The sequence below is a fragment of the Mesorhizobium sp. M0800 genome (assembly GCF_040320095.1).
Taxonomy (GTDB): Bacteria; Pseudomonadota; Alphaproteobacteria; order Rhizobiales; family Rhizobiaceae; genus Mesorhizobium.
Window position 1 is genome coordinate 84,549 of the sequence record NZ_JAMYOZ010000017.1, and the last position, 20,884, is coordinate 105,432.

17 protein-coding genes, 1 tRNA gene and 1 pseudogene are annotated in these 20,884 nt (G+C 62.1%); 17 read left to right on the plus strand and 2 right to left on the minus strand.

Features of this window, described 5'->3' with window-relative positions:
- The first annotated feature begins 88 nt into the window (after window positions 1-88).
- The 14 genes and pseudogenes from NKI18_RS20115 to NKI18_RS20180 all read left to right on the plus strand — a co-directional run bounded on the left by NKI18_RS20115 (window position 89) and on the right by NKI18_RS20180 (window position 15,942).
- Window positions 89-940, plus strand: a complete 852-nt coding sequence (locus tag NKI18_RS20115; protein WP_502900724.1) for a COG3904 family protein — start codon at window positions 89-91, stop codon at window positions 938-940.
- A 149-nt stretch (window positions 941-1,089) separates the two neighbouring features.
- Window positions 1,090-1,299, plus strand: a complete 210-nt coding sequence (locus NKI18_RS20120) for a hypothetical protein (RefSeq protein WP_352622073.1) — start codon at window positions 1,090-1,092, stop codon at window positions 1,297-1,299.
- Between the two features lie 99 nt (window positions 1,300-1,398).
- Window positions 1,399-1,882 (plus strand): annotated as a pseudogene (locus tag NKI18_RS20125) (group II truncated hemoglobin).
- Window positions 1,883-2,103: 221 nt separating this feature from the next.
- On the plus strand, window positions 2,104-2,535 hold the full coding sequence (locus tag NKI18_RS20130) for a hypothetical protein (RefSeq protein WP_353020317.1): 432 nt from the start codon (window positions 2,104-2,106) through the stop codon (window positions 2,533-2,535).
- Between the two features lie 77 nt (window positions 2,536-2,612).
- Window positions 2,613-2,688 (plus strand) — tRNA-Trp (locus NKI18_RS20135).
- Between the two features lie 363 nt (window positions 2,689-3,051).
- Window positions 3,052-3,255, plus strand: a complete 204-nt coding sequence (gene secE / locus NKI18_RS20140; RefSeq protein WP_023680439.1) for a preprotein translocase subunit SecE — start codon at window positions 3,052-3,054, stop codon at window positions 3,253-3,255.
- 27 nt (window positions 3,256-3,282) lie between these two features.
- Window positions 3,283-3,810, plus strand: a complete 528-nt coding sequence (nusG, locus tag NKI18_RS20145; RefSeq protein ID WP_006333333.1) for a transcription termination/antitermination protein NusG — start codon at window positions 3,283-3,285, stop codon at window positions 3,808-3,810.
- Window positions 3,811-3,970: 160 nt separating this feature from the next.
- Entirely contained in the window at window positions 3,971-4,399 is a 429-nt protein-coding gene (gene rplK, locus NKI18_RS20150) for a 50S ribosomal protein L11 (protein ID WP_023680440.1), read from the plus strand.
- A 4-nt stretch (window positions 4,400-4,403) separates the two neighbouring features.
- Complete coding sequence (gene rplA / locus NKI18_RS20155) at window positions 4,404-5,102, plus strand: 50S ribosomal protein L1 (RefSeq protein ID WP_023680441.1); 699 nt, start codon at window positions 4,404-4,406, stop codon at window positions 5,100-5,102.
- A 392-nt stretch (window positions 5,103-5,494) separates the two neighbouring features.
- Complete coding sequence (gene rplJ, locus NKI18_RS20160) at window positions 5,495-6,013, plus strand: 50S ribosomal protein L10 (RefSeq protein ID WP_008875657.1); 519 nt, start codon at window positions 5,495-5,497, stop codon at window positions 6,011-6,013.
- A gap of 54 nt (window positions 6,014-6,067) precedes the next feature.
- Window positions 6,068-6,445, plus strand: a complete 378-nt coding sequence (rplL, locus tag NKI18_RS20165; protein ID WP_023680442.1) for a 50S ribosomal protein L7/L12 — start codon at window positions 6,068-6,070, stop codon at window positions 6,443-6,445.
- A gap of 283 nt (window positions 6,446-6,728) precedes the next feature.
- The gene (rpoB, locus tag NKI18_RS20170) at window positions 6,729-10,865 is read left to right on the plus strand and encodes a DNA-directed RNA polymerase subunit beta (RefSeq protein ID WP_352622067.1); all 4,137 of its coding nucleotides are present in this window, start codon (window positions 6,729-6,731) and stop codon (window positions 10,863-10,865) included.
- A 131-nt stretch (window positions 10,866-10,996) separates the two neighbouring features.
- The gene (rpoC, locus tag NKI18_RS20175; RefSeq protein WP_352643136.1) at window positions 10,997-15,193 is read left to right on the plus strand and encodes a DNA-directed RNA polymerase subunit beta'; all 4,197 of its coding nucleotides are present in this window, start codon (window positions 10,997-10,999) and stop codon (window positions 15,191-15,193) included.
- Between the two features lie 83 nt (window positions 15,194-15,276).
- Window positions 15,277-15,942 (plus strand): O-methyltransferase, encoded by a 666-nt coding sequence (locus NKI18_RS20180; RefSeq protein ID WP_352622063.1) that lies wholly within the window; start codon window positions 15,277-15,279, stop codon window positions 15,940-15,942.
- A 49-nt stretch (window positions 15,943-15,991) separates the two neighbouring features.
- Here NKI18_RS20180 and NKI18_RS20185 read toward each other — a convergent pair whose 3' ends face one another.
- Together NKI18_RS20185 and NKI18_RS20190 are read right to left on the minus strand one after the other, a co-directional pair.
- On the minus strand, window positions 15,992-16,921 hold the full coding sequence (locus tag NKI18_RS20185; protein ID WP_352622061.1) for a Gfo/Idh/MocA family protein: 930 nt from the start codon (window positions 16,919-16,921) through the stop codon (window positions 15,992-15,994).
- A 123-nt stretch (window positions 16,922-17,044) separates the two neighbouring features.
- Window positions 17,045-17,326, minus strand: a complete 282-nt coding sequence (locus tag NKI18_RS20190) for a transcriptional regulator (RefSeq protein WP_023680447.1) — start codon at window positions 17,324-17,326, stop codon at window positions 17,045-17,047.
- A gap of 462 nt (window positions 17,327-17,788) precedes the next feature.
- Here NKI18_RS20190 and rpsL point away from each other — a divergent pair, with 462 nt between their 5' ends.
- The 3 genes from rpsL to fusA all read left to right on the plus strand — a co-directional run bounded on the left by rpsL (window position 17,789) and on the right by fusA (window position 20,837).
- Window positions 17,789-18,160 carry a 30S ribosomal protein S12 gene (gene rpsL, locus NKI18_RS20195; RefSeq protein ID WP_006333356.1) on the plus strand — a complete coding sequence of 124 codons (372 nt, stop codon included), beginning with the start codon at window positions 17,789-17,791 and terminating at the stop codon, window positions 18,158-18,160.
- A gap of 85 nt (window positions 18,161-18,245) precedes the next feature.
- Entirely contained in the window at window positions 18,246-18,716 is a 471-nt protein-coding gene (gene rpsG / locus NKI18_RS20200) for a 30S ribosomal protein S7 (protein WP_008875664.1), read from the plus strand.
- 30 nt (window positions 18,717-18,746) lie between these two features.
- Window positions 18,747-20,837 (plus strand): elongation factor G, encoded by a 2,091-nt coding sequence (fusA, locus tag NKI18_RS20205; RefSeq protein ID WP_352622059.1) that lies wholly within the window; start codon window positions 18,747-18,749, stop codon window positions 20,835-20,837.
- Window positions 20,838-20,884 lie beyond the last annotated feature (47 nt).

Consider the following 20,884-nt stretch of genomic DNA (forward strand, 5'->3'; position numbering starts at 1 on the left):
CTGGCAATGGATTAACCGCATTGCTTCAAATCCTGTTGCAAGCGCCTCTGCCATAACTAGTATAGGTTGCATCGAGGGGGCTGCCCGAATGGTTCCATGGCGCCGTTTGCATTGTCAGGCATGGTGGTCGCTAGGGCTGATCTGCCTGGTGTCGTTGCTTGCCATGGGCCACGCTGCCTTCGCAGCGGATGCAAAGAAATCCACGCCGGAAAAATCCGCGCCTGATTTCGGCCCGACGATGCGGTTCGTCGTCGTCCGCAGCAGCGCGCCGGGCTGCGAGCCGACCTGTCCGGAATGGATATCGGCGGAAGGCTCGATAGAAGCCGGCACGCCGGCCCTGTTCAAACGCGCGCTGAAAGCGCTTGGCGGCCGAAAGTTGCCGATCGTCGTCGATTCCCCCGGCGGCAATGTCGAAGCTGCGCTGACACTTGGCCGCCTGATCCGCAAGAACAAGCTCGATATCGCCGTCGGTAAAACCGGTTTCGTCGGCTGTCTGCCAGATATGAAGAACTGCAAGGAAAACGACGGCAAGGGCTCCCGTTATTTCGGCGAAGCCTATGCCAACGGCGCCATCTGTAATTCCGCCTGTCCGTTGATGTTTTCCGGTGGCATCCGGCGCGTGGTCGGGGAATGGGCCTTTCTCGGCGTCCATCAGATCACCACGACCTATATCCGGACGAAATTGCTGTACCGCACCACTTATCGCATGGTGAAAGGCAAGAAGAAGATACTCAGCACCAGGGTCGTCAGCCGGAAGAACGCCGGCAGCTACAAGACCTACGAGAGATCCCTGCGAATGCCAAGCCGCCCGAGGCGGCAGCGATCGAGGCGAAGGCCGGACCTTCTCAACCGGTTCAAGTCCAAATTTCTCAGCCGGCCACGCAGGCGACCAATGCCGGCGACGAAGGGTCGTACGGCAATCCCCCGCAAACCCTCATAGCCTGCATCGGAGGGGGATCGCGGGTAGCGGGGGCGAGCTCCACCTGTGATCCTGAGATGGAACCAATGCCGGCTTGGCGTTGGGACGTGGCGAGTGGCCCGTACACATCATCGGACATGAAACCATGATCAGCCGGGGTAGGCGACTGGTTGCGCCAGCGGGAGATCGAGACAGAAAAGGGCGATCCTGGGGCCGCCCAACTCGAAGCCGACGCGATGCTGCAGCTCGGGCTAACGACGGGTTCTCAATCGGTTGACGAGCTGACCGGCGCCACGATCTGCAGGTCGGTGCCGAAGGCCGATAATTGCAGGGTCGCGCCGTCGGCCAATACCGAGGCCGCGACGCGCCCTAAGCGGTAGCTTCGCCGGCCAAACTGCCCATCGAGGCAGGTTGAGCGGCGCTCGGTGTTTCCGCTATCGTCCAGCGTGGTTGAAGACCAGCCAGGTGAGGGATCGCAAATGAGCCAGGATGCCCCGACATTGTTTGAATGGGCCGGTGGCACCGAAGCGCTGAACCGCCTGACCCAAACCTTCTACGACAACGTCTCTCGGGATCCCATCGTCGGGCCGGTGTTCAAGCATATGTCGCCGGACCATCCCGCTCACGTCGCGGCCTTCATCGGTGAAGTTTTTGGCGGACCGAAAACCTACAGCGAAGAGCATGGCGGCCATCGCGAGATGGTGATGCATCATCTCGGCAAGCATCTGACCGAGGAGCAGCGCCGGCGCTGGATCAACCTTCTCGCCGACGCCGCCGACGAGATCGGGTTGCCTGACGATCCCGAATTCCGCTCGGCCTTCATGGCCTATGTCGAATGGGGATCGCGGCTGGCCAAGATGAATTCCAACAAGGGCCCGACCTGCGACCCCGAGAGCGAACCAATGCCGGCCTGGGGGTTGGGGGGTGCCGGGCGGCCCCTACAAGGCGCCTTCGGGAACCTGACCGGGCACGAATCGGTCGAAAACCCTGCCGGCCAGGACCCGATTTGCGGGAAATGGGTGGTGGTGAATGGTTCGGTCCGCCAGGCTGGAACGGTTTGAGGCCGCCGTGGCTGGCGGGGGCCGCGCTGAAAAACCGGAGGCCTGCGATGGGATCGGACAGCAAAGCAAATTCTGACAGCAACCGCGGAATCCGAAATCCGTTTGGCTTCATGGACGTGCCTCATGCCTCGGCATTTTCATCGCTTGGAGTTCCCTCCAGTTTCACGCCGGCGGCGAACGCCGACACCTCCTCGTCGTCGGGGGTGGGGACGCACCCAAAGCGACCGCGACCGCAACGACACCATCGAAGGCAGCTGGTCCAACCGATGGAACGGCGGTGCCGATCCCACGATTCCAGGCGACAGCAAGGATAAATGGAAGTCTGGCTGGGGCGAGGTGAAGACGGCGGGAGAGAGAGTTTACCTGCTGTTCGATTGGCATAATGGCGTGCGCAAGGGGCTCATCGATGCCCGGCGCCAGGGTGCGAAAGGGCTGGTGGGAAAATACATCAATCTGACCGACCCGGAAATCGTGCGTCCCTGGGTCGGCTTGATCGTCAGCAATCAACGGATCGACGGGAAATGGCCGGGAGGACGCCTGGACTTTCGAAGATGAAGGCCGGGTAGCGCACGTCGCTCTTTACAGAGCGCGCGGAAGCTTTTAGGAAGCGCCTGCTGCGCCGACATGCGCATACGGGCATAGCTCAGTTGGTAGAGCGGCGGTCTCCAAAACCGCAGGTCGTAGGTTCGAGCCCTGCTGCCCGTGCCATTCTTCGAATGGATACCTAAAACGATTCTTTTGCAGTGCGGCCTTTGAAAACCGGCTTGTGACTTGCCATATAGCATAAGTTGCGGCATAAGGGCCGCATAGCCGGGACGGAACGACTGGATGGTTCCGAGGCGGCGTTTGGCCATAAAGCGGACACTTGCCACTTGCGTGGATCAAGAATCGGTTTTATGTAGACGAGACAGACACGCGACGCGTGGAGCTGGGAAGCCGGCTTTACGCGTCTGATTTGCATGGGCGAAATGATTGCGCTGATTCGGCGCGAACGCACGCTCAAGCGGCACGTCCCGGCCAGCGGGATCATCCAGGAGGCCCGGCCAACGGGTCTTGCAGACAGAGCGGCATATGGCTTCGAAAACCACAAATCCCTTCACCTTTCTCCAGCAGGTTCGCGCGGAGACCGCCAAGGTCACTTGGCCGTCGCGGCGCGAAACGATGATCTCGACGGTGATGGTCCTTGTGTTCGCGGTCATCGCGATGATCTTTTTCTTTACCGCAGACGTGGCCATGGGCTTTGCGGTCGAAAAAATCCTCGGCCTCGGACAGTAAGTCCGGCGATTACGGAGAAGTCTTGAAATGACCGCGCGGTGGTACATCGTCCACGCCTACTCGAACTTTGAAAAGAAGGTCGCCGAGGACATTGAGAACAAGGCCAAGCAGAAGGGCCTGTCCGCCGACATCGAGCAGATCGTGGTGCCGACCGAGAAGGTCGTCGAGATCCGCCGCGGCCGCAAGGTCGATGCCGAGCGCAAGTTTTTTCCGGGCTATGTGCTGCTGAAGGCCAATCTGACCGACGCCGTGTTCTCGCTCGTCAAGAACACGCCGAAGGTCACCGGTTTCCTGGGCGACTCCAAGCCGGTGCCGATCACCGAAGCCGAGGCCCAGCGTATCCTGAACCAGGTTCAGGAAGGCGTCGAGCGGCCGAAGCCGTCGGTGACGTTCGAGATCGGCGAAGCGATCCGCGTTTCGGATGGACCATTCGCGTCGTTCAACGGTTTCGTCCAGGAAGTGGACGAGGAGCGGGCGCGGCTCAAGGTAGAAGTTTCGATCTTCGGGCGCGCCGTGCCGGTCGATCTGGAATTCGGACAGGTCGAGAAGGGCTGATCCGAAATCCCTGCACCGGTTTCGGCGGCAGGGAAGGCGGCGCGGAGATCGCGCGGCCAAAAACGGGTGGGAGGCGAATGCGGCTTTAGCCGGCCGCGCGGACCGCACCACCAGACTGCAACCGCCGGCAAGACCGGCATGAGAAAAGGCAGGAAGAGAGATGGCTAAGAAAATTGCAGGCCAGCTCAAGCTCCAGGTTTCCGCGGGATCGGCCACGCCGTCGCCCCCGATCGGCCCGGCGCTTGGTCAGCGTGGCATCAACATCATGGAGTTCTGCAAGGCGTTCAACGCGCAGACCCAGGAAATGGAAAAGGGCTCGCCGGTTCCGGTCGTCATCACCTACTACCAGGACAAGTCGTTCACCTTCGTCATGAAGACGCCGCCGGTGAGCTACTTCCTGAAGAAGGCTGCCAACCTGAAGTCGGGCTCGAAGGAGCCGGGCAAGGTCAAGGCCGGCACGATCGGCCGCGACAAGGTGCGCGCCATCGCCGAGCAGAAGATGAAGGATCTGAACGCAAACGACGTCGAGGCGGCCATGCGCATGGTCGAGGGCTCCGCCCGCTCGATGGGTCTGGAAGTGGTGGGCTGAGATCATGGCAAAGATTGCAAAGCGTGTATCGAAGACCCGCGAAGGCATCGATCCCAACAAGGCTTATGCTTTGGGTGAGGCGCTGAAGCTGCTCAAGGATCGCTCCTCGGTGAAGTTCGACGAGACGATCGAAGTCGCGATGAACCTCGGCGTCGATCCCCGCCATGCCGACCAGATGGTCCGCGGCGTGGTCAACCTGCCGAACGGCACCGGCCGCAGCGTTCGCGTCGCCGTCTTCGCGCGTGGCGACAAGGCCGAGGAGGCCAAGGCCGCCGGCGCCGACATCGTCGGAGCCGAGGATCTGGTCGACATCGTCCAGAAGGGCACGATCGACTTCGACCGCTGCATCGCCACGCCGGACATGATGCCGCTGGTCGGCCGTCTCGGCAAGGTGCTCGGTCCGCGCGGCATGATGCCGAACCCGAAGGTCGGCACCGTCACCACCGACGTTACCGCCGCCGTCAAGGCATCGAAGGGCGGCGCCGTCGAGTTCCGCGTCGAGAAGGCCGGCATCGTTCACGCCGGCGTCGGCAAGGTCTCGTTCGACGTCAAGGCGCTGGAAGAAAACGTCCGCGCCTTCGCTGATGCGGTGACCAGGGCAAAGCCGGCTGGTGCCAAGGGCAACTACGTCAAGAAGGTGTCGGTCACCTCGACGATGGGCCCGGGCCTCAAGCTCGACGTCTCGACGCTCGCAGCGTCCTGATAGGAACAATTGGATCGGCCGCTAAAACGCTGATCCGTGAAAGAATTCCGGGCCTCCGACCTGTCGGCGGCCCGGTACCGGAAGTCGAAAGGCTTCCGGACATCCTGTCCGAGATTGCAGGCGGCCCCCAAGCCTTAGGTGATGTGGGCCTTAATTCATGCGGGCCTGCATGAGACGGGTGAAGACCGGACAAAGGAGCGAAAGCTCCAATGAAAGGTTCGAACCGTGTTTGCCTTTTGTCTGCGCACCGTCCGGCTTGCCGGCAGGTGTGGCGAAAGGGGGCAGGATCCTCGAGCGTCGTTCGGGAGATCCGTTACTGGATGGCCCGGCCGGCAAAAAGGCAACCCGACGCCTGTCCTTCGTAGAGGGCAGGGGTCAACTGGAGATAGGCAGTGGACAGAGCGGAAAAACGCGAACTCGTCACGGGCCTGAATGATGCGTTTTCAAGCGCTGGTTCAGTCGTCGTGGCCCACTACGCCGGTATCACCGTCGCGCAAATGAACGACCTTCGGTCGAAAATGCGCGCCGCCGGTGGCACCGTCAAAGTCGCGAAGAACCGTCTCGCCAAAATCGCTCTTCAGGGCACGGACTCCGCATCGATCATCGAGCTGTTCAAGGGACAGACGCTGATCGCCTATTCGGAGGATCCGATTGCGGCGCCGAAGGTCGCGTCCGATTTCGCCAAGGGAAATGACAAGCTCGTCATTCTCGGCGGCGCAATGGGCACCACCTCGCTCAATGCCGACGGTGTGAAGGCACTCGCCACACTTCCGTCGCTCGATGAGCTGCGCGCCAGGCTGGTTGGCATGATCGCCACGCCGGCAACCCGGATCGCCCAGATCGTCAATGCGCCTGCGGCTTCGGTCGCGCGCGTCATCGGCGCTTACGCCCGGAAGGACGAGGCGGCATGAGGCCGTTCCTCGCTATCACAAACACACGTTCGAACCTTATGAAGGAACATTGCAATGGCTGATCTGGCAAAGATCGTAGACGACCTTTCGAAGCTGACCGTCCTCGAGGCGGCCGAGCTGTCGAAGCTTCTTGAAGAAAAGTGGGGCGTTTCCGCCGCTGCTCCGGTGGCGGTTGCCGCTGCCGGCGGCGCTGCGGCCGCTGCTGCTCCGGTCGAGGAAAAGACGGAATTCGACGTCGTCCTCACCGAGGCAGGCGCTCAGAAGATCAACGTCATCAAGGAAGTTCGCGCCATCACCGGTCTTGGCCTCAAGGAAGCCAAGGACCTGGTCGAGGCGGCTCCGAAGCCGGTCAAGGAAGCCGTTTCCAAGGCCGACGCGGACAAGTTCAAGGCCCAGCTGGAAGCAGCCGGCGCCAAGGTCGAACTGAAGTAAGCGTTGAGTACCGGCGGACGGCGTCGCGCCGTCCGCCACTCCTTTCGCGTCGAAGGGAGGCTGCGTAACGCGAAGAGTGCGAAAACCTCTTTCCTGAGGGCCGCAAACCGGCCTTCAGGAAACGGGTTTTCTCCCGTTTCTGGCCCGCCGCCAATTGGCGGCGGGTGAAAAGACAAGAAGCCGCCGACAGGCGGCGGGCAACAAGACAGGGCCGCCAAGGTGGCCCGAGATGCAAGGCGAGCCGCGGCGAGGCTCGTCCCGAGAATTGAGCTAAGGAGCGACGATGGCCCAGACCCAGACTTTCAATGGCCGCAGACGCGTACGCAAATTTTTCGGAAAGATCCCGGAAGTTGCGGAGATGCCGAACCTGATCGAGGTTCAGAAGGCATCCTATGACCAGTTCCTGATGGTGGAGGAGCCCAAGGGTGGGCGTCCTGACGAGGGACTGCAGGCAGTTTTCAAGTCGGTCTTCCCGATTTCCGATTTTTCCGGCTCCTCGATGCTGGAATTCGTGAAGTATGAGTTCGAGGGACCGAAATTCGACGTTGACGAATGCCGTCAGCGCGACCTGACCTATGCGGCGCCGCTCAAGGTGACGCTGCGCCTCATCGTGTTCGATATCGACGAGGATACCGGCGCCAAGTCGATCAAGGACATCAAGGAGCAGGACGTCTACATGGGCGACATGCCGCTCATGACCTTGAACGGCACCTTCATCGTCAATGGTACCGAGCGCGTCATCGTCTCGCAGATGCACCGTTCGCCGGGCGTCTTCTTCGACCATGACAAGGGCAAGTCGCACTCGTCCGGCAAGCTTCTGTTTGCCGCGCGCGTCATTCCCTATCGCGGCTCGTGGCTCGACATCGAGTTCGATAGCAAGGACGTCGTGCATGCCCGCATCGATCGCCGCCGCAAGATTCCGGTGACGTCGCTGCTGATGGCGCTCGGCATGGACGGCGAAGAGATCCTGTCGACCTTCTACAACAAGATCACCTACAAGCGCGCCGGCGACCATTGGCGCATCCCGTTCAACGTCGAGCGTTTCCGCGGCCTCAAGGCCGTTGGTGACCTGGTCGACGCCGACACCGGCGAAGTCGTCGTCGAGGCCGGCAAGAAGATCACCGCCCGCCAGGCCAGGGCGCTTGGCGAAAAGGGTCTCAAGGCGATCAAGGCGACCGACGAGGATCTGCTCGGCAACTACCTTGCCGAGGATATTGTCAACTACGCGACCGGCGAGATCTTCCTCGAAGCCGGTGACGAGATCGACGAAAAGACGCTGAAAGTGCTGCTTGGCACCGGTGACGATGAGATCAAGGTCCTCGACATCGACCACGTCAACGTCGGCGCCTACATCCGCAACACGCTCAACGTCGACAAGAACGAGAGCCGCCAGGACGCGCTGTTCGACATCTACCGCGTCATGCGCCCCGGCGAGCCGCCGACGCTGGAAACCGCTGAAGCCATGTTCAACTCGCTGTTCTTCGACAGCGAGCGCTATGATCTGTCGGCCGTTGGCCGCGTCAAGATGAACATGCGCCTCGAGCTCAAGGCCGAGGATACCGTGCGCGTGCTGCGCAAGGACGACATCCTGGCCGTGGTCAAGACGCTGGTCGAACTGCGCGACGGCAAGGGCGAGATCGACGACATCGACAATCTCGGCAACCGCCGCGTGCGCTCGGTCGGCGAGCTGATGGAGAACCAGTACCGCGTCGGCCTGCTGCGCATGGAGCGCGCGATCAAGGAACGTATGTCCTCGATCGAGATCGATACGGTGATGCCGCAGGACCTGATCAACGCCAAGCCGGCGGCTGCCGCTGTGCGCGAGTTCTTCGGTTCCTCGCAGCTGTCGCAGTTCATGGATCAGACCAACCCGCTTTCGGAGATCACCCACAAGCGCCGTCTTTCGGCGCTTGGACCGGGCGGTCTGACCCGCGAGCGTGCCGGTTTCGAGGTGCGCGACGTGCACCCGACGCATTACGGCCGCATCTGCCCGATCGAGACGCCGGAAGGCCCGAACATCGGCCTGATCAACTCGCTTGCGACCTTCGCGCGCGTCAACAAATACGGCTTCATCGAGAGCCCGTACCGCAAGATCGTCAACGGCAAGCTGACCAATGAGGTCGTTTACCTCTCGGCTATGGAAGAGGCCAAGCACCACGTCGCGCAGGCCAATGCCGAGCTCGACAAGAATGGTCATTTCGTCGACGAATTCGTCATTTGCCGCAACGCCGGCGAAGTGATGATGGCGCCGCGCGAAAACGTCGATCTGATGGACGTGTCGCCGAAGCAGATGGTGTCGGTGGCCGCGGCCCTGATCCCGTTCCTGGAGAACGATGACGCCAACCGTGCGCTGATGGGCTCGAACATGCAGCGTCAGGCCGTGCCGCTGGTGCGCGCCGAAGCGCCGTTCGTCGGCACCGGCATGGAGCCGATCGTCGCCCGTGACTCGGGCGCCGCCATCGGCGCCCGCCGCGGCGGCATCGTCGACCAGGTGGACGCGACGCGTATCGTCATCCGCGCCACGGAAGATCTCGATCCCGGCAAGTCCGGCGTCGACATCTACCGGCTGATGAAGTTCCAGCGTTCGAACCAGAACACCTGCATCAACCAGCGTCCGCTGGTGCGCATGGGCGACCGGGTCAACAAGGGCGACATCATCGCCGACGGCCCGTCGACCGAGCTCGGCGATCTGGCCCTCGGCCGTAACGTGCTGGTCGCGTTCATGCCGTGGAACGGCTACAACTACGAGGATTCCATCCTCCTGTCCGAGCGCATCGTCGCCGACGACGTCTTCACCTCGATCCACATCGAGGAATTCGAAGTCATGGCCCGCGACACCAAGCTGGGGCCGGAGGAGATCACGCGCGACATTCCCAACGTCTCGGAAGAAGCGCTGAAGAACCTCGATGAGGCCGGCATCGTCTACATCGGTGCGGAAGTGCAGCCGGGCGACATCCTGGTCGGCAAGATCACGCCGAAGGGCGAAAGCCCGATGACGCCGGAAGAAAAGCTGCTGCGCGCCATCTTCGGTGAAAAGGCCTCGGACGTGCGCGACACCTCGATGCGCATGCCTCCGGGAACCTTCGGCACCGTCGTCGAAGTGCGTGTCTTCAACCGCCACGGTGTCGAGAAGGACGAGCGCGCCATGGCGATCGAGCGCGAGGAGATCGAACGCCTCGCCAAGGACCGCGACGACGAGCAGGCGATCCTCGACCGCAACGTCTATTCGCGTCTTTCCGACGTTCTCGTCGGCAAGGAAGCGATTGCCGGGCCGAAGGGCTTCAAGAAGGGCTCGAAGCTGTCGAAGGACACGCTCGACGAGTATCCGCGTTCGCAGTGGTGGCAGTTTGCCGTGGAGAACGAAAAGCTCCAGAGCGAACTGGAAGCCCTGCGTGGCCAGTACGACGATTCCAAGAGGGCGCTCGAGCAGCGCTTCATGGACAAGGTCGAGAAGGTGCAGCGCGGCGACGAAATGCCTCCGGGCGTCATGAAGATGGTCAAGGTCTTCGTGGCCGTGAAGCGCAAGATGCAGCCCGGCGACAAGATGGCCGGCCGGCACGGCAACAAGGGTGTCGTGTCGCGGATCGTTCCGGTCGAGGACATGCCTTTCCTCGAGGACGGCACGCATGCCGATATCGTGCTTAACCCGCTGGGTGTGCCGTCGCGCATGAATGTCGGCCAGATCCTGGAAACGCATCTGGGCTGGGCTTGCGCTGGAATGGGCAGGAAGATCGGCGATCTGATCGACGCGTACAAGACGGCGGGCGACATCAAGCCGCTGCGCAAGACGCTCGAGAGCTTCATGCCTTCCAACGACCGCAACGAGCCGGTCCGCGAATATGACGACGAGAGCATCGTTCGCCTCAGCGAGCAGATGCGCCGCGGCGTCTCCATCGCGACACCGGTGTTCGACGGCGCGCACGAGGCCGACATCAACATCATGCTGGAGCAGGCGGGCCTGCACACCAGCGGTCAGTCGCAGCTCTATGACGGACGCACCGGCGAGCCGTTCGATCGCAAAGTGACGATGGGCTACATATATATGCTCAAGCTTCACCACCTTGTGGACGACAAGATCCACGCGCGTTCGATCGGTCCGTACTCGCTCGTTACCCAGCAGCCACTGGGCGGCAAGGCGCAGTTCGGTGGTCAGCGCTTCGGCGAGATGGAGGTCTGGGCGCTCGAAGCGTACGGCGCCGCCTACACGCTGCAGGAGATGCTGACGGTGAAGTCGGATGACGTCGCCGGCCGCACCAAGGTCTACGAGGCGATCGTCAGAGGCGACGACACCTTCGAGGCCGGCATTCCCGAGAGCTTCAACGTTCTCGTCAAGGAAATGCGGTCTCTCGGCCTCAATGTCGAGCTGGAGAACACCAAGCTCGACGACAACCCGATCCGGCTGCCCGACGCGGCCGAGTAAGCAAGACGTCCGGCCGCGGTCTTCCCGCGACCGGACGCACCAAATTCTCGGCCGATGGCCGATCAAGTCGGCGGGCGTTTGGCCCGCGCTAGATGCAAGGGGTTTTCGAGGACCCCGAAAAGGAGAACGGCATGAACCAAGAGGTCATGAATCTCTTCAACCCCCAGGCGCCTGCGCAGGTGTTCGATTCCATCCGGATCTCGCTTGCCAGCCCTGAGAAGATTCTGTCCTGGTCGTTCGGCGAGATCAAGAAGCCGGAGACCATCAACTACCGCACCTTCAAGCCGGAGCGTGACGGCCTGTTCTGCGCGCGCATTTTTGGCCCGATCAAGGACTATGAGTGCCTGTGCGGCAAGTACAAGCGCATGAAATACAAGGGCGTCATCTGCGAGAAGTGCGGCGTCGAAGTCACGCTGTCGCGCGTCCGCCGCGAGCGCATGGGCCATATCGAGCTGGCGGCACCGGTCGCCCACATCTGGTTCCTGAAGTCGCTGCCGTCGCGCATCGGCACGCTGCTCGACATGACGCTGAAGGACATCGAGCGGGTCCTCTACTTCGAGAACTACATCGTTACCGAACCCGGCCTCACCGCGCTGAAGGAGCACCAGCTGCTCAGCGAGGAAGAGTACATGATGGCCGTCGACGAGTATGGCGAGGATTCGTTCACCGCCATGATCGGCGCCGAGGCGATCCACGACCTTCTGGCCGGCATGGACCTCGAGAAGATCGCCGGCGATCTGCGTTCTGAGCTGGCTTCGACCACCTCCGAGCTCAAGCATAAGAAGTACCTGAAGCGGCTCAAGGTCGTCGAGAACTTCATGGAATCCGGCAACCGTCCGGAATGGATGATCATGAAGGTGGTTCCGGTGATCCCGCCGGATCTGCGCCCGCTTGTCCCGCTGGACGGCGGCCGTTTCGCTACGTCGGATCTGAACGACCTCTATCGCCGCGTCATCAACCGCAACAACCGCTTGAAGCGGCTGATCGAGCTGCGCGCGCCCGGCATCATCGTGCGCAATGAAAAGCGCATGCTGCAGGAAGCCGTCGATGCGCTGTTCGACAACGGCCGCCGCGGCCGCGTCATCACCGGCGCCAACAAGCGTCCGCTGAAGTCGCTGTCCGACATGCTGAAGGGCAAGCAGGGCCGGTTCCGCCAGAACCTGCTCGGCAAGCGCGTCGACTATTCCGGCCGCTCGGTCATCGTCACCGGTCCGGAGCTCAAGCTCCACCAGTGCGGCCTGCCGAAGAAGATGGCGCTCGAACTGTTCAAGCCCTTCATCTACGCCCGTCTCGACGCCAAGGGCTACTCCTCGACCGTCAAGCAGGCGAAGAAGCTGGTCGAGAAGGAGCGTCCGGAGGTCTGGGATATCCTCGACGAGGTCATCCGCGAGCATCCGGTGCTTTTGAACCGCGCGCCGACGCTGCACCGCCTCGGCATCCAGGCGTTCGAGCCGATCCTGATCGAAGGCAAGGCGATCCAGCTTCACCCGCTGGTCTGCACGGCCTTCAACGCCGACTTCGACGGCGACCAGATGGCGGTCCACGTGCCGCTGTCGCTGGAAGCGCAGCTCGAAGCCCGCGTGCTGATGATGTCGACTAACAACATCCTGCACCCGGCTTCCGGTGCGCCGATCATCGTGCCGTCGCAGGACATGGTTCTCGGTCTCTACTATCTCTCGATTGTCAATCAGAACGAGCCGGGCGAGGGCATGGTGTTTGCCGACATGGGCGAACTCCAGCACGCGCTCGAGACCAAGGCGGTGACGCTGCATGCCAAGATCAAGGGGCGCTTCCGCACGGTCGACGCCGACGGCAAGGTCGTGTCGAAGATCTACGACACCACGCCTGGCCGCATGATCATCGGCGAGCTGCTGCCGAAGAACCACAACGTGCCCTACGAGACCGCCAACCAGGAGATGACCAAGAAGAACATCTCCAAGATGATCGACACCGTCTATCGCCATTGCGGTCAGAAGGAGACGGTCATTTTCTGCGATCGCATCATGGCTCTCGGCTTCAGCCATGCCTGCCGCGCCGGCATTTCGTTCGGCAAGGACGACATGCTGATCCCGGACGCCAAGATCAAGCTGGTCTCCGACACCGAGGCTTTGGCCAAGGAGTACGAGCAGCAGTACAATGACGGTCTGATCACCCAGGGCGAGAAGTACAACAAGGTCGTCGACGCCTGGGCCAAGTGCTCGGAAAAGGTCGCCGACGAAATGATGGCCCGCATCAAGGCGGTCGAGTTCGAGGACAACGGCCGTCAGAAGCCGATGAACTCGATCTACATGATGTCGCACTCCGGTGCGCGCGGCTCGCCCACCCAGATGCGCCAGCTCGCCGGCATGCGCGGCCTGATGGCCAAGCCTAGCGGTGAAATCATCGAGACGCCGATCATCTCGAACTTCAAGGAAGGCCTCACCGTGCTCGAGTACTTCAACTCGACCCACGGCGCCCGCAAGGGTCTGGCCGACACCGCCTTGAAGACGGCGAACTCGGGTTACCTGACGCGTCGTCTTGTCGACGTGGCGCAGGACTGCATCGTCAATTCGCTCGACTGCGGCACCGACAAGGGCCTCACCATGCAGCCGATCGTCGATGCCGGTCAGGTCGTCGCCTCGGTTGGCCAGCGCGTTCTCGGCCGCACCTCGCTCGACGACATCACCCACCCGGTCACCGGCGAGGTTCTGGTCAAGGCCGGAACGCTGATGGACGAGCGTGACGTGGAACTGATCGAAAAGGCCGGCGTGCAGTCGGTTCGCATCCGTTCGGCGCTGACCTGCGAGGTCAGGGTCGGTGTCTGCGCGGTCTGCTACGGACGCGATCTGGCCCGCGGCACGCCCGTCAACCAGGGCGAAGCTGTCGGCGTCATCGCGGCGCAGTCGATCGGCGAGCCGGGTACCCAGCTCACCATGCGTACCTTCCACATGGGCGGCACGGCGCAGGTGGTGGATTCCTCGTTCCTTGAAGCCTCGTACGAGGGCAAGGTCGAGATCCGCAACCGCAACGTCGTGCGCAACTCCGACGGCCAGCTGATGGTCATGGGCCGCAACATGGCGGTGCTGATCCTCGACGAGGCCGGCAAGGAACGCGCCACGCACCGCGTCACCTACGGTTCGCGTATCTTCGTCGACGATGGCGACAAGGTGAAGCGCGGCCAGCGCATTGCCGAGTGGGATCCCTATACCCGCCCGATCCTCACCGAAATCGAGGGCAGGGTGGCATTCGAGGATCTGGTCGATGGCATTTCCGTCCAGGAAACCGCCGACGAATCGACCGGCATCACCAAGCGCGAGGTCATCGACTGGCGTTCGACGCCACGCGGCAACGATCTCAAGCCGGCGATCGTCGTCCAGGATGCCAAGGGCAAGGTCGGCAAGCTGTCGAAGGGCGGTGACGCCCGCTTCCTGCTCTCGGTCGAGGCCATTCTTTCGGTCGAGCCGGGTGCACAGGTTCGCCCCGGCGACGTGCTGGCGCGTATCCCGATGGAAAGCGCCAAGACCAAGGACATCACCGGCGGTCTGCCGCGTGTGGCCGAACTGTTCGAGGCACGCCGTCCGAAGGATCACGCCATCATCGCCGAGATCGATGGCACGATCCGCTTCGGCCGCGACTACAAGAACAAGCGCCGCATCATCATCGAGCCGCATGACTCCACGCTTGAGCCGGTCGAATACCTGATCCCGAAGGGCAAGCCGTTCCATCTCCAGGACGGCGACGTCATCGAGAAGGGCGACTACATCCTCGACGGTAATCCGGCGCCGCACGACATCCTGGCGATCAAGGGCGTGGAGGCGCTTGCCTCCTACCTCGTCAACGAGATCCAGGAGGTCTACCGACTGCAGGGCGTGTCGATCAACGACAAGCACATCGAGGTGATCGTTCGCCAGATGCTGCAGAAGGTCGAGATCACCACGCAGGGCGATTCGACCTACATTCCGGGCGACCACGTCGACGTGATCGAGTTGGAAGAGGTCAATGAGCGCCTGGTCGAGGAAGGCAAGAAGCCGGCCGAAGGCCAGCCGGTGCTGCTCGGCATCACCAAGGCCTCGCTGCAGACGCCGTCCTTCATCTCCGCCGCTTCCTTCCAGGAGACGACGAGGGTGCTGACCGAAGCTGCGGTTGCCGGCAAGACCGACATGCTGCAGGGGCTGAAGGAAAACGTCATCGTCGGCCGGCTGATCCCGGCCGGTACCGGCGGTACGATGAGCCAGATCCGGCGCATCGCCACCTCGCGCGACGAGTTGATCATCGACGAGCGCCGCAAGGCGTCCGGCGTCGAGGTCGCCGAGCCGATGCTGACCGACATGGTTAACGCCGCGCAATAAGCGCGCAAGAAAGAGAAGATAGAAAAGGGGCCCAAGTGGCCCCTTTTCGCGTTGTGGTTCCCCAATCGGATCGGAGGAGAACGATGAGCAGGAAGATCTGGGCTTCTGTCGATGACTACATTGTCGAAGCTCTTTTCGAGGCGGATCCAGCCCTCGATGCCGTTCTGGCGGCCAACCATGATCAGGGCCTGCCGCCTATCGACGTTTCCCCGGCACAAGGCAAGCTGCTCTCACTTCTTGCGCGAATGCAGGGAGCAAAGAAGGTACTCGAAATCGGCACGTTGGGCGGTTATTCGACAATCTGGATGGCGCGAGCATTGCCGATGGACGGCAAGGTCGTGACGCTCGAGCTTGATCCGCACCACGCCAGTGTCGCGCGGTCGAACTTTGAACGGGCAGGGGTGTCGGACCGGGTGGAACTGCGGGTCGGACCGGCGCTTCAATCGCTTGCGGGGTTAGGCGCCGAGAATGCCGGGCCGTTCGACTTTATCTTCATCGACGCCGACAAGCCGAACAACCCGCACTATCTGTCCTGGGCCATGCGTCTTTCGAGGCCGGGGACCGTCATCGTCTGCGACAATGTCATCCGTGACGGCGCGGTGGTGAATGAAGATGGTCGCGATGCCAATGTCGAAGGGGCACGCGCGGCGTTCTCGTTCATTGGCAGCGACAAGCGTCTGGCAGGCACCGCGATCCAGACTGTTGGCGCCAAGGGCTATGACGGCTTTGCAATAGCGATCGTCAATTGATTTTGTGCGGTGCGCCGACCAGACCTGCGATCCGGCCGGCGCCCACTCGTCAATCGAAAAAAGCTTCCACCACATTGCGCTTGCCGAGCATGAAGGCGTCGGCGACGTGCTGCAGGGGCGCGAGATCGACGTCGGAGGTGCCGGCGCGCACGATATCGGCAAAGCGCTTGTAGAGCATCGGATATTCGGCTTCCGGCTCCTCGTGAACGACGCGGCCATCGATGGCGAGCTTTGAGCCGCCGCCAGAAAGCACCATCGATCCGGCCTCGGTATCGGCCAGGATGTCCCAGCTTTGCGGGCCGGTCTGACGCCAATCGAGTTCCATCGTCACCGGCAGACCGTTCGAAGTGCGGAAGGCGATATGGGCGGCGATCGGGGCCGCGCGGTTTTCGGGGAAATCGAGTTCTGCCGAGCTGATAAACATCGGCGGCAGGATGTGGGTGGCGATCGACAGCGCGTTGATGCCGGGATCGAAGACGCCAAAGCCGCCGGCAGCCCAGATCCACTCCTGGTTCGGATGCCAGCGGCGCACGTCTTCCTTCCAGTTGATGGCGGCCGACCTGATCGTAGTCGAGCTGAGGAATGTGCGCGCTGCTTCGACAGCCGGCGCATAGCGTGAATGCCAGCTGGCGAACAGGCAGACGCCGTTCGCTGCCGCCAGCGTCTTCAGGTCTTCGACCTCGCTGACCGTGGCGCCGGGCGGCTTTTCCAGGAAGACATGCTTTTTCGCCGTGAGCGCCAAGCGCGCGGCGTCATAGCGAAACTGCGGCGGCATGCACAGCGACACCGCCTCGAGCTCCGGCACCGAGTCGAGCATCGCCTCGATCGTCGGGAAGTTCGGGATGTCCTCCACTTTGCCATGCCGGCTGGCTGCAGCAACCAGGCGATAATCCTGGTCCTTCGCCACCGCCGGCAGATGCTGGTCACGGACGATCTTCCCCACGCCGACGATGCCGAGCTTGATGGGATTAGAGGACATGGGAGCTCCGCAGGTTGAGTGTGCTTGGTTTTGCCAGAGGTCGCTTCTTAGCAGAGAACTTGTGCCGGGCAAGTCGCCGGGCTTTGTCGCCGGCCCGTGAGATCGACCGCGATTCAGATATCTTCAGATCGGCACATCGAACGTCACGATCGACACTTCGCCTTCGAGCGCGCCCTGATAGGCGGACAGATGCGGCTCCTCGTCCGGCACGCCGTCCATGTCGCCGATCTGATCGAGCTCTGCCTCGGCATAACCTTCCGCGGCAAGCGATTCGAGAGCGCGGCGCACTGCCGAATCGTCGTCCGGCGCGACCAGCATCACATGCACGCCTTCCGGCTTGCCGCCTTTGCGCTTCCACACCCGGCCGGTAATAATGGTGACCGGGCGCTCCTCATTGTCATTCACGGGTTCGTACCTCCGGGCGAGGGGGTTTGGGCTGCTCATGCCGCCTTTTCGCACGAAGCACGGCCTGGAAACAGCCGCAAGCCGGTCACTTTCTGGCTTCCTCTTGAAAAACGGCGCAAGAAAATTACATGCGCTTTTCGCATGGCTGCCACGCCTCGGGTTCAGCGCAATATTTGCCGCTCCGGGGTTGACGGACAGTGGCCATACGAGTAGAAGCCGCCCAGTCAGAACCGATGTGAGGCTCTTGCTTCCGAAGCGACACGCTTTGGAGTTTGCCTCAAACAGGGTTCGTTTTACGAGCGAGAAGACATTTCCGGCGTGCATGAAGCGGATTCCGCTTCCTCTGCCATTTGTTCGGGCAAGACCGCGAGGCGCGGTTTGTGGCCCGAATTTGCGTATGGAAATGACGCTTTGAGCGGCCCTGACCGGGCGAGATACGGAATTGAGAGACAAGAGGGTTTAATGCCTACCGTCAACCAGCTGATCCGCAAGCCGCGCATTGCGCCGGTGAAGCGCAACAAGGTCCCGGCCATGCAGCAGAACCCGCAGAAGCGGGGCGTCTGCACGCGCGTCTACACCACGACGCCGAAGAAGCCGAACTCGGCGCTGCGCAAGGTGGCCAAGATCCGCCTGACCAATGGTTTTGAAGTGATCGGTTACATCCCCGGCGAAGGCCACAACCTTCAGGAGCATTCGGTGGTGATGATCCGCGGCGGTCGCGTCAAGGATCTTCCGGGCGTCCGTTACCACATCATCCGCGGCGTGCTCGACACGCAAGGCGTGAAGAACCGCAAGCAGCGCCGTTCGAAATACGGCGCCAAGCGTCCGAAGTGACCGAAGCGTAGCCAAGGTCGTTCCGGGCGGCGTCAAGCGACGATCCGGGATCCAGGCCACCGCGTAGAATTGAGGCAGAGAAAAAATGTCCCGTCGTCACAGTGCAGAAAAGCGTGAGATCAATCCGGACCCGAAGTTCGGCGATCTGATCGTCACCAAGTTCATGAACGCCGTCATGTATGACGGCAAGAAGTCGGTTGCCGAGACCATCGTCTACGGCGCGCTCGATCAGGTCCAGTCCAAGACCAAGCAGGAGCCGGTCACCGTCTTCCATCAGGCGCTCGACAATGTCGCGCCGCATGTGGAAGTGCGTTCGCGTCGCGTCGGCGGCGCCACATACCAGGTTCCGGTCGACGTGCGCCCCGAGCGCCGTCAGGCATTGGCCATCCGCTGGCTGATTGCCGCCGCCCGCAACCGCAACGAGACCACTATGGTCGACCGCCTCTCCGGCGAGCTGATGGACGCGGCCAACAACCGCGGCACCGCCGTCAAGAAGCGTGAAGACACCCACAAGATGGCAGAAGCCAACCGCGCTTTCGCGCACTACCGCTGGTAAAGCGCGAACGAGACTGAAGAGGCACCTCCCATGGCCCGCGAATATAAAATCGAAGACTACCGCAATTTCGGTATCATGGCGCATATCGACGCCGGCAAGACGACGACCACCGAGCGCGTCCTCTATTACACGGGCAAGTCGCACAAGATCGGCGAAGTCCACGACGGCGCTGCCACCATGGATTGGATGGAGCAGGAGCAGGAGCGCGGCATTACCATCACGTCCGCCGCGACCACGACCTTCTGGAAGGGTCGCGACGGCAAGATGCACCGCTTCAACATCATCGACACCCCCGGCCACGTCGACTTCACCATTGAAGTCGAGCGCTCGCTGCGCGTGCTCGACGGCGCCATCGCGCTGCTCGATGCCAATGCCGGTGTCGAGCCGCAGACGGAAACCGTCTGGCGCCAGGCTGACAAGTACCGCGTGCCGCGCATGATCTTCTGCAACAAGATGGACAAGATCGGCGCCGACTTTTACCGCTCGGTCGAGATGATCGGTTCGCGCCTAGGTGCGCATGCCGTCGTCATGCAGCTGCCGATCGGCGCCGAGACCGAGTTCAAGGGTGTCATCGACCTTGTCGAGATGAACGCGCTGGTCTGGCGCGACGAGACGCTGGGCGCTGCCTGGGACATCGTCGAGATCCCTGCCGACCTCAAGGCTCGTGCCGAAGAATACCGCGAGAAGATGATCGAGGCCGCCGTCGAAATGGACGAAACGGCGCTCGAGAATTACCTCGAAGGCAAGATGCCGAGCAACGACGAGATCCGTGCGCTCATCCGCAAGGGCACGATCGCGGTGAAGTTCTATCCGATGTTCTGCGGCTCGGCCTTCAAGAACAAGGGCGTGCAGCCGCTGCTCGACGCCGTCGTCGAATATCTGCCGTCGCCGGCCGATGTCCCGGCCATCAAGGGCGTCGATGCCAAGACCGACGCCGAGATCGAGCGTCATGCAGACGACAACGAGCCGCTGTCGATGCTTGCCTTCAAGATCATGAACGACCCGTTCGTCGGTTCGCTCACCTTTGCCCGCATCTATTCGGGCAAGCTCACCAAGGGCATCTCGGTCGACAACACCGTGAAGGGCAAGAAAGAGCGCATCGGCCGCATGTTGCAGATGCATGCGAATTCGCGCGCCGACGTCGAAGAGGCGTTTGCCGGCGACATCGTCGCCCTCGCTGGTCTCAAGGACACCACCACCGGCGACACGCTCAGTGATCCGCTGCATCCGGTCATCCTCGAGCGCATGGAATTCCCCGATCCGGTCATCCAGATCGCCATCGAGCCGAAGACCAAGAACGACCAGGAAAAGATGGGTCTCGCCCTTCACCGCCTGGCCGCCGAGGATCCGTCCTTCCGCGTCAAGACCGACGAGGAATCGGGCCAGACGATCATTTCCGGCATGGGCGAGCTTCACCTCGACATCATCGTCGACCGCATGCGCCGCGAGTTCAAGGTCGAGGCCAATGTCGGCGCGCCGCAGGTGGCCTACCGCGAGACGATCACCCGCAAGCACGAGCAGGACTACACGCACAAGAAGCAGACCGGCGGTACCGGCCAGTTCGCCCGCGTCAAGATCCTGTTCGAGCCGAATCCGGAAAGCAGCGAATTCGAGTTCGAAACCAAGATCGTCGGCGGCGCTGTGCCGAAGGAATACATCCCCGGTGTCGAAAAGGGCATCAACAGCGTCATGACCTCGGGCCCGTTCGCCGGCTTCCCGATGATCGGCGTCAAGGCGACGCTGATCGATGGCGCCTACCACGACGTGGACTCGTCGGTTCTGGCCTTCGAAATCGCCGGCCGCGCCTGCTTCCGTGAAGCAGCGCCCAAGCTTGGCGTGCAGTTGCTAGAGCCGATCATGAAGGTCGAAGTGGTGACGCCGGAAGATTACGTCGGCAGCGTTATCGGCGACCTGAACGGCCGTCGTGGCCAGATCCAGGGCCAGGAAGCGCGTGGCGTGGCTGTGGTCATCAACGCGATGGTGCCGCTCGCCAACATGTTCAAATACGTGGACAACCTTCGCTCGATGAGCCAGGGCCGCGCGGCCTACACGATGCAGTTCGACCACTACGAGCCGGTCCCGACCGCGGTCGCCCAGGAAGTCCAGAAGAAATACGCGTAACTCGAAACGAGTTGCATCAGTAACTTAATTCAAGGCCCGCACGGGCT